The sequence below is a fragment of the Shewanella sp. SM32 genome (assembly GCF_025654235.1).
GTDB classification, from domain to species: Bacteria; Pseudomonadota; Gammaproteobacteria; order Enterobacterales; family Shewanellaceae; genus Shewanella; species Shewanella oncorhynchi.
Genome location: NZ_JAKKRO010000067.1, coordinates 20,061 through 27,889, shown reverse-complemented (window position 1 = coordinate 27,889; position 7,829 = coordinate 20,061). Strand labels below are relative to the sequence as shown.

Annotated in this window: 7 protein-coding genes and 1 pseudogene; 2 read left to right on the top strand and 6 right to left on the bottom strand. The window is 45.1% G+C overall.

What is annotated here, in order from left to right; genetic code table 11:
* Both L5M10_RS20070 and L5M10_RS20065 read left to right on the top strand, forming a co-directional pair.
* A pseudogene (locus L5M10_RS20070) lies at nt 1-228 on the top strand (IS4 family transposase); the annotation flags it as partial.
* Nucleotides 229-502: 274 nt separating this feature from the next.
* On the top strand, nt 503-895 hold the full coding sequence (locus L5M10_RS20065) for a DUF6678 family protein (protein WP_028760278.1): 393 nt from the start codon (nt 503-505) through the stop codon (nt 893-895).
* A gap of 196 nt (nt 896-1,091) precedes the next feature.
* On the opposite strand, the gene atcC is transcribed toward L5M10_RS20065, so the two are convergent.
* The 6 genes from atcC to ppk1 form a co-directional block, all read right to left on the bottom strand.
* Nucleotides 1,092-1,988, bottom strand: a complete 897-nt coding sequence (gene atcC / locus L5M10_RS20060; RefSeq protein ID WP_006081327.1) for a cold adaptation protein AtcC — start codon at nt 1,986-1,988, stop codon at nt 1,092-1,094.
* Nucleotides 1,989-1,999: 11 nt separating this feature from the next.
* Entirely contained in the window at nt 2,000-2,758 is a 759-nt protein-coding gene (gene atcB / locus L5M10_RS20055) for a cold adaptation protein AtcB (RefSeq protein ID WP_006086363.1), read from the bottom strand.
* Entirely contained in the window at nt 2,758-3,288 is a 531-nt protein-coding gene (atcA, locus tag L5M10_RS20050; RefSeq protein WP_263205477.1) for a cold adaptation protein AtcA, read from the bottom strand. The genes atcB and atcA overlap by 1 nt, the downstream gene beginning before the upstream one ends.
* 22 nt (nt 3,289-3,310) lie before the next feature.
* Nucleotides 3,311-3,595 carry a J domain-containing protein gene (locus L5M10_RS20045; RefSeq protein WP_263178610.1) on the bottom strand — a complete coding sequence of 95 codons (285 nt, stop codon included), beginning with the start codon at nt 3,593-3,595 and terminating at the stop codon, nt 3,311-3,313.
* A gap of 403 nt (nt 3,596-3,998) precedes the next feature.
* Nucleotides 3,999-5,543, bottom strand: coding sequence for an exopolyphosphatase (locus tag L5M10_RS20040; protein ID WP_411568974.1), 1,545 nt, complete (start codon nt 5,541-5,543; stop codon nt 3,999-4,001).
* A gap of 42 nt (nt 5,544-5,585) precedes the next feature.
* Nucleotides 5,586-7,757, bottom strand: a complete 2,172-nt coding sequence (gene ppk1, locus L5M10_RS20035; RefSeq protein WP_028760273.1) for a polyphosphate kinase 1 — start codon at nt 7,755-7,757, stop codon at nt 5,586-5,588.
* Between the last annotated feature and the right edge of the window lie 72 nt (nt 7,758-7,829).

The following is a 7,829-nucleotide window of genomic DNA, read 5'->3' as shown; positions in this document are numbered from 1 at the left end:
GTTCAATGCCTGTTGTGGCTAGTTGGTTTACACGCACAGCAACAGGGCTGGGATAAGCATTTTCAGGCCAATACCATTGGGCATCGAACGGTACTCTCAACGATTCGCTTGGGATTGGAGGTACTCAGGCGGCCTGATTATCAAATCACGGAGAAAGAATTGCTGGCGGCCTGGGTATTATTCGCCAATCAGTTGCTCAAATATGGCTATGCTATGGCTGATTTATGAGGGGATCCTTCAGTGCTTAACTGCCAGTTCGCCCTCCATGGCTCTCGTTCATAAACTTAGAATCCCTAGGCTTCTATTCACCCTGTCGACGAGCAAATACGATGGCAAGCTTATATGAGTAGGTCAAACCAATAAGCGCTCCACGGTTTAAAATGGATGGCCTAATTTATTGCCCATCATTTTATCTGTCATTTTAATTAGTTTTTATTGGCAATATATATCTATTAAAGCTATATCATTTAGTTTTTCACTTAGTCGCTTGAGACACTAAAAAATGAATTCTGAAGTTTTGAAGTATGTAAACGAGCATCAGCTTTCGTCTGTAATGAATAAAACAAAGTGGTGCGAGCTTGAAAAGGCATTAAATGGATCTGAAGACTTTATTCCCTATGTGCGATACAAATTGATTTATGATGAAAATCCAAATGCAGGTTTTACTGCTGTGTGGTGGCATGAGTTACTTGAAATAGCAGAAACCATTGAGTGGTTAGAAGTTGATCCATTCAAAAGAGAATGGCTAGGCCGATTAGTGGCGGATCGAGTGACGGACTTTTCTGATGTTGTAAGCGCACAATTAGCCCAATATTCAATTCCTTATTCGATAGAAAATGGCATGTTTCGGATTTGGGGTTATCTGAGGAGGGATGAATCTCCAGAATTTATCTAACTGAAGAGTGTTATCTCTGTAAGTCACTTATTTTCAAGCTAAAACCACTCAAAACTGAGACCTCAATACTGATTATTGAGATTGGGCATAGAGACAAAAGACAGTAAAAAAGTGCTTTATTTTTCAATAAAGCACTCATTTTAAGCGAGTCAAGCACTCGTTAACCTATTGATCATATTACCGATCAAAGTAGCGGTCAAAGTACTATGTAGAGTGGCCAGCCGAGAAGGCCGACGAGACCTTCTTTATGTTCGAATCTTTCTAAGCGTTCAGGTGAAGCGTCGCTGAGTAAGAGTTCGCGGTAGCTTTTCGCAAAGTGCAGGGTACGCAGTAGGGCGGGGACAAAGTTTTTACCGAGATCTTTACTGATTGTTTCAGCGAGTTCTGCGGGTAATTCTGCTAACGCTTTCTGGGTTTCCAATTCGATATGCTCACGGGTAAACCATTCCTCTTTTAAGGTGATTTTGCCGATACGCTTTTTCAAATCCTGTCTGACTTTGGCGCCATCAAACAACAATCGATACAGTACTGCTTCGGCTAATACACTCTCTAAATTGAGAAAATCTAGCGGATCATAGCTCGATTGCGCGTAAAACTGTGCCAATAAGGCCGCAATTGACTGTTGGCGTTGGTGTTCAAGCAGGGCATCTTGATAGGCTTCATAGCCTAACCATTCTTCCGCATCTGGCGGGCTAGACACTTGTTCAAGCAAGAACTTGTCGACATCGCCGTACAGTGACTTGCCGTTGACGAGTTTGTGCTTGCTGACAGTGCTGAGCATGCTCCAGCCTTTTTGAAAGCATTTGACTACGCCATCGGCGGTGATCAACAGGCGTATTGCCTGCTGCGGATTCTGGTTTGATAACTCCATCAAACCAAGGCTGACCACACCAATGACATCGTGTGCCGCTTGTTCAAGCAGGTGCATTTTGTACTTGTTGTAAAACTTATCGGCCAGTTTGAGGCTCATCAAAATGGCTTTGGATTTGATTTGTGACAGCTGTTCACCGCTCAGCGTTTCGTCTGCTTGGCCTTGGATCAATACCTTGCTTAGGTAGGGTCCTTGATCTACATCACGCAGTACCAGTTGCATCAAATAATTCCTTAATCCAAAAAGCTAAACATATCATCGACTTCAGCGTATTCATCCGTCACTTGGTTTTTCTCTTTGGCTTGAATAACCAGCTCGTTGACAAACTTGCTGATGATCATTTCCCAACCTGAGCTTTCGTTACGCAGCAGACTCTTAATGGCTTTTTCAACATCGGGCGCGAGCTCGTGGATCAAGGCCATTAGGCTGCGTGGGTCGTCTATGCTGAGGCTGTGTGCATCTTCACTGGCGACGCGGCTGTCGTAGCCGATGGTCTCAGTGTCTTCTTCGTCATCGTAGAGATCGGTGTAGCCGTCTTCATCTTCATGTTTTTCGCCTAACATCATTTCGATGAAAGGGATCGACAGGTAGAAGAGGCCCGCAGGATCTTCGGCGATACATTCTAAAATCGCAGTTTGTTTTTCTTCGCTATCTTGGATGCGAATTAAATAGGTCAAAAAATCAAAGGTATGCTGAATAAGTTCTTCGGCATTGTTTTTGATTTTTTCTTCCCAGTACAAAGGTTGCTGACAGACGATGTCGCGAATTTGTTCTGGGGTCATGAGTTCAGACATGATCGAAGGACAAGAGATATCATGGTGACTGTTGATTTGGGTCAGCGTGACGATATCCATGTGTTCGATAACTTCGACTAATTGCTCGTCGCTCATAGTATTTGCAATGATTTCAAAGCGTTTGCTCGCTTGTTTTGGCTCTACGTCCGCCAACTCTTTAATTTCAGCGACGGTAATCTCAATGAGACTAGTGTTCATTAGCGGTCCTCATCATCGTAGTGATCGTAGTAGCCATCTTCCTCTTCGCCTTCATCATCATCGTCGTCGTTATCTGAGGTACCAACATAATCGTTGTCATCATCTTCATCGTCGTGATGTTTTGCTGCTGGCGTTGCTTTACCTTGAGTTTCAAGTAAATACAGCACGGCGCAGCTTTCAATCAGTAAGGTTTCCGAGTAACCACGCACGGCTAACACTAAAGGTAAATCAGCATTGTTAAAGCCAATCGTGACTTTAAACTCATCCCACTCGGGTTGAGTAGCCGTGTTTATCCAATGTGCCCACTTGAGTTTGGCTTCGGCGGGAAACTTAATTCGACCGTAAAGCGCGACAGGCAGGTACTCAGGCACAGTATCGAGCATCTTAGGATCGGCTTCTAACACCTTTTTGATTTGGCTAGTAAATTGCTCTAGCGCTTTAGGTGTATCGGGATCGTCGTAGGACTCGATATTGTCGTAGGCATTATTTTTTAGCTCATTAATGCGTGAGATATTCAGTTTTTTGACCATTTGACACTACTCTAGAAAACGCTCAAGGATAAAATTGATCCCACAGCTCGCGCATGGCACTAGCGGGATCGGTCACTATGACGTTATTGAAATCTTTGATAAACGCATTACGTCGCTTAGGATCGGACAACACATCATAAGCATTTTTAACGCGTTCAAGTTGTACGGCGGCTTGCTGCTTTTCCTCTTCCGAGGCGTCTAACAACTTGTCGGGATGATATTTGTTTGACAGCCGTCGATAGGCTTTTTTAATGTCGTCTTCTTTGGCACTGGGTTTTATACCAAGCACACTAAAGTGGTTAATCATACTTGTACCTGCAGGCGATGGGGCTGATATCGCGAGATAAAAAGGGTTTGACTCTGATTATCTTTAAATTCGTGGAATTATGATTAGTCAGCCGTGGATGATAGCAGAAATCCCCACTCAGCGGCAAACGCGCGAGCAGGAATTTGTGCTTTAGTGAAGGGTTAAAAATCCTTTAAACTTTAATCTGTTGTGGCGCATGGATTAAGTCTACCGCTATGCTGTTGAAATCCGGTTACCTAGCCAGATTGACAGCTAACTTAACCTTGTTTTAGGCGAGATAATGGCCCTCGATTAAGGGCAATATTTTAGCGCCGAACAGTGCCGAATCCTTCGCTAAATACACTCACACAGAGTTAACCCACACTCGGCTCGGCCACGTTAGGCTGAGCTAACGCCGTAACCGCTAAGTCAGACTCGACACTAAACGCAGGTTCATTCCAAGGGTGAGCATTTGTTTTTGTTCTCGCTGTAAATCTTTCATAAACAAGCTGATTTTCCGTTTATGGCTTGGTAGTACTAGCATGAGTCCATCGGGGATCACTTTAATATGATCTAAGGTCAGCGTCTTAGCGATACGGCCAAGATTGAGCAAGACAGCGAGCCTAAGCAAGCAGAGCAGGCGATTGAGTGTGAGCTTATGGTTGGGATCGAGTTCAGCGAGCATTAATTCGTTAGGCTTCTTTCTGTGATTGGTGATAAGCCGCGCTAAATCCAGCTGTAATGCTTCGCTAAACCCAGGTAAGTCACTGTTACTGATAATGTAACCGCCGTGTTTGTGCAGGGATTTTGAATTAATGTGTAATCCGATTTCATGTAAAGTCGCGCTATAGGCAAGCAAGCGCGCATGGGGCCTTAATTGCCATTCGTCGGCGACCTGTTCAAACAAGGCCATGGCAGTGTCGCGTACCTTAGCGGCGTGGGCCATATCGATATGATAAAGCTGGGCAATACTGTCGACGGTGCGGTGGCGAATATCCTGATATTGACCAATCTTTGCCAGTTCATAGAGTACGCCTTCACGCAGTGCGCCTGGGCTAAACTCAAGTTTTTGAATCGGTAAGCGCCTAAAAAAGCTGATTAAAATGGCCAGTCCGGCGGGCACTAAAGGAATGCGTTTATCATCGACATTGGCAAATTGAATTTGGCTAATATGACCACATTTGATCAACTTGATTTTGAGCTGTTTGAGTCGTGGCAGCGTGATGGTTTCATCGCCGTGCTCTTCTTGAATTGCTTCGCAGATGGCTTTCACTGTACCTGAACTACCCAAGGTGAGTTCCCAGCCGCCCACGAAATATTCCTTTGAGAGCGACGCGAACTGCTTATCGGCCGCACTTTGGGCATCGCGAAATGAGGCAGGGGTGATGAGCCCATCAATAAAGAAACGCTCATTAAAACTCACACAACCGCAGCGCAGGCTAGATAACTGAGTTGGGGTATTTTTCTGGCCGATCACCACTTCGGTAGAACCGCCACCGATATCGATGACTAAATTACTTTTTCCTAGCACTTGGCTTTGGGCAATACCGTTATAAATCAAACGCGCTTCTTCATGGCCCGAAATGACCTCCACCGGATAGGGCATGATGGCGAGCGCCGCCTCGATAAACTGATCGCGGTTTTTGGCGATTCTCAGAGTGTGGGTGGCGACTAATCTTACTTGCGCTTGGTCGAGATTGGAAAATCGTTGGTTAAAATCCCGTAGGCAATTGAGCCCACGTTCTATGGCGTCATTGTCGAGAATATTTTGCGCATTGAGTCCAGTGGCGAGCTGAACCTGTTGTTTTTCTTTATGTAAAATCTGCAAACTGCCATCTTGCTCGCGGGCGATGACCAGATGAAAACTGTTCGACCCCATATCGATGGCGACAAAGTGACGCGATTTAGAGTTTGCGAGTACATTGCTGGGCGTAACGTGTGACTGTGTGTGCGAATATGTGGTTACCAATCGGATTATCCTTAGGCAATCAAAGCGATATAAAGCCAGCGGTTAGCTGGCTTTGGCCCGTAACTCTGGTGTTATGTCAGGCTGAGTTTTCACTTCTCGCTCAGCGTCACCCTCATGGGTGGACATACGTAAGGCATTAAATTCTTGCAGTTGGCGCTTCTCATAATTAATCAGATATTGATAAATGGCAATTTGAGAACGCACTTTTCGTTTGTTACCGCGATTCCGATAAGGATTACTTTGTTCCTTGTTGATGACACGTGCTTTAGTGTTGTCATTGAATTGTAAGGATAAAATATCCATTATCATCTGTTTTAGGCGCAGATCATAAATCGGTACACTCACTTCAACGCGATTATCTATGTTGCGGCTCATCCAGTCGGCGGAGCAGATAAAGAGTTTGTTCTCTCCACCCGCGTGGAACAGCATCACCCGCGAGTGTTCGAGGAATCGGTCGACGATACTATAGACTTCGATGTTGTCGCTGATCCCCGGAATTTGCGGGATAAGCGAACACATGCCGCGAATAAGTAACTTGATTTTGACCCCAGCGGCTGAAGCCTCATAGAGTTTTTGGACCAAGGATTCATCGAGTAAGTTATTTAATTTTAAGGTAATCGCCGCCTTCATATGGCTCTGGGCATTAACGATTTCATTATCAATTAAGTGACTCAGTTTTTGTCTGGCATCGTAGGGCGACACGATTAAATGCTGGAAATTATCGCGGCGATACGGATGTTCAATCAAGTCAAATACTTGCTCTACTTCTCGGGCAATTTCTTGATTGGCGGTGAACAGCGACAAGTCAGTGTAGACCCGCGCCGTGCCTTCGTTAAAGTTGCCTGAGCCAACGTGACAATAGAGTTTGATTTCCCCTTGTTCTTCGCGGCCAATCAAGCACAACTTGGAATGTACTTTTAAGCTGGTGATACCGTGGTGAACTTTGACGCCCGCTTCGGCCAAGATGCGGGTCCATTCGATGTTGGATTGCTCATCGAATCTGGCCCTGAGTTCAATGACGGCGGTGACTTGTTTGCCGTTTTTCACTGCATCGATAAGCGATTGCATTACATGGGATTTTTTCGCCACTCGATATAAATTAATTCGAATAAAGCGCACCGCCGGATCGTAGGCCGCTTGGCGCACCATTTCGGTAAAGTGGGAAAACTTATGGTACGGATAATTGAGCATGATATCGCCCATCCGAATCGCATCGAAACTGTTGGCACTGCGGCCAAAACCTGCACTATTGAGCGCCGGTAGTTTTTCGTTTTCGAGGTAGTCGCGGCTCGGGTTGGGGAAGGCGATAAAGTCTTTAAAGCTGTGGTAACGCCCGCCTGGGATCAAACATTCGGTCGAGCTGATGTTCAGGTTTTCTTTGAGCATCACCAACATGTGTTCAGGCATTTCTTTGTCATACACTAAGCGTACAGGCTCGGCGGTAAGACGTTTTTTCAATCCCTTGGTCATTTTCTCAAGCTGGGTTTGTTCAAGCTCGTCAGTGATATCAAAATCGGCATCGCGGGTTAACTTCATCGAATACACTTCGATAGCATCGTACTCGAAGAAGGGACCAAAGAGTTCATCTACGCAGTGGCGAATAATATTATCTAATAAAATCAGATATTTTTTCGCTTTACTCTTTTCGGCTGGGAGTTCGATAAACCGCGGTACATTTTTAGTCGGCACTTCGACTAAGGCGTATTGGCGGCGAGCTTTAGTGAACAAACACACACACAAATAGGTGGCGTCGTCGTTGATTTGCTTGATCAGATCGCGATTATTATTGACCATAAGCGGCGCGATATGGCGTTTGAAATGGTCTCTAAAATGCTTTTTCAGCCAGTCGCTGTGGAACTCGCTTAATTGTTTCTCATTGATTAACAAAATATTACGACGTACAAGTTCGCGCATTAAATCCGTGTATATGCCATCGAACCTTTCTTGCAATGCCATCACTTTCGATTGGATCTTGGCCATTAAATGGCGGCTATTACTGCGACCTTCCTGCAGGGATGAGAGCAAAATGGAGCGTCTGACCGCAGCCACACGCACCCTAAAAAACTCATCCATGTTATTGGAAAATATCCCTAAAAAGCGCACTCGCTCCACTAAGGGAACATTGTGATCGCAGGCTTCTTGCAATACCCGCTCATTAAAAGACAACCAAGAGAGTTCTTTATCAATCGAAAGTTTATCGGTATTCGGGGACACTGCACAGCTCCTTTAAGCAAGCGTCATGGCGCAATATACAATAGCATTCATCCGCCGTTGTGCAATCAGATT

Excerpts from the sequence above, each read along its gene's own strand:
- L5M10_RS20065 (WP_028760278.1), top strand. The coding sequence starts at position 503 with ATGAATTCTGAAGTTTTGAAGTATGTAAACGAGCATCAGCTTTCGTCT.
- atcC (WP_006081327.1), bottom strand. The coding sequence starts at position 1,988 with ATGCAACTGGTACTGCGTGATGTAGATCAAGGACCCTACCTAAGCAAG.
- atcB (WP_006086363.1), bottom strand. The coding sequence starts at position 2,758 with ATGAACACTAGTCTCATTGAGATTACCGTCGCTGAAATTAAAGAGTTG.
- atcA (WP_263205477.1), bottom strand. The coding sequence starts at position 3,288 with ATGGTCAAAAAACTGAATATCTCACGCATTAATGAGCTAAAAAATAAT.
- L5M10_RS20045 (WP_263178610.1), bottom strand. The coding sequence starts at position 3,595 with ATGATTAACCACTTTAGTGTGCTTGGTATAAAACCCAGTGCCAAAGAA.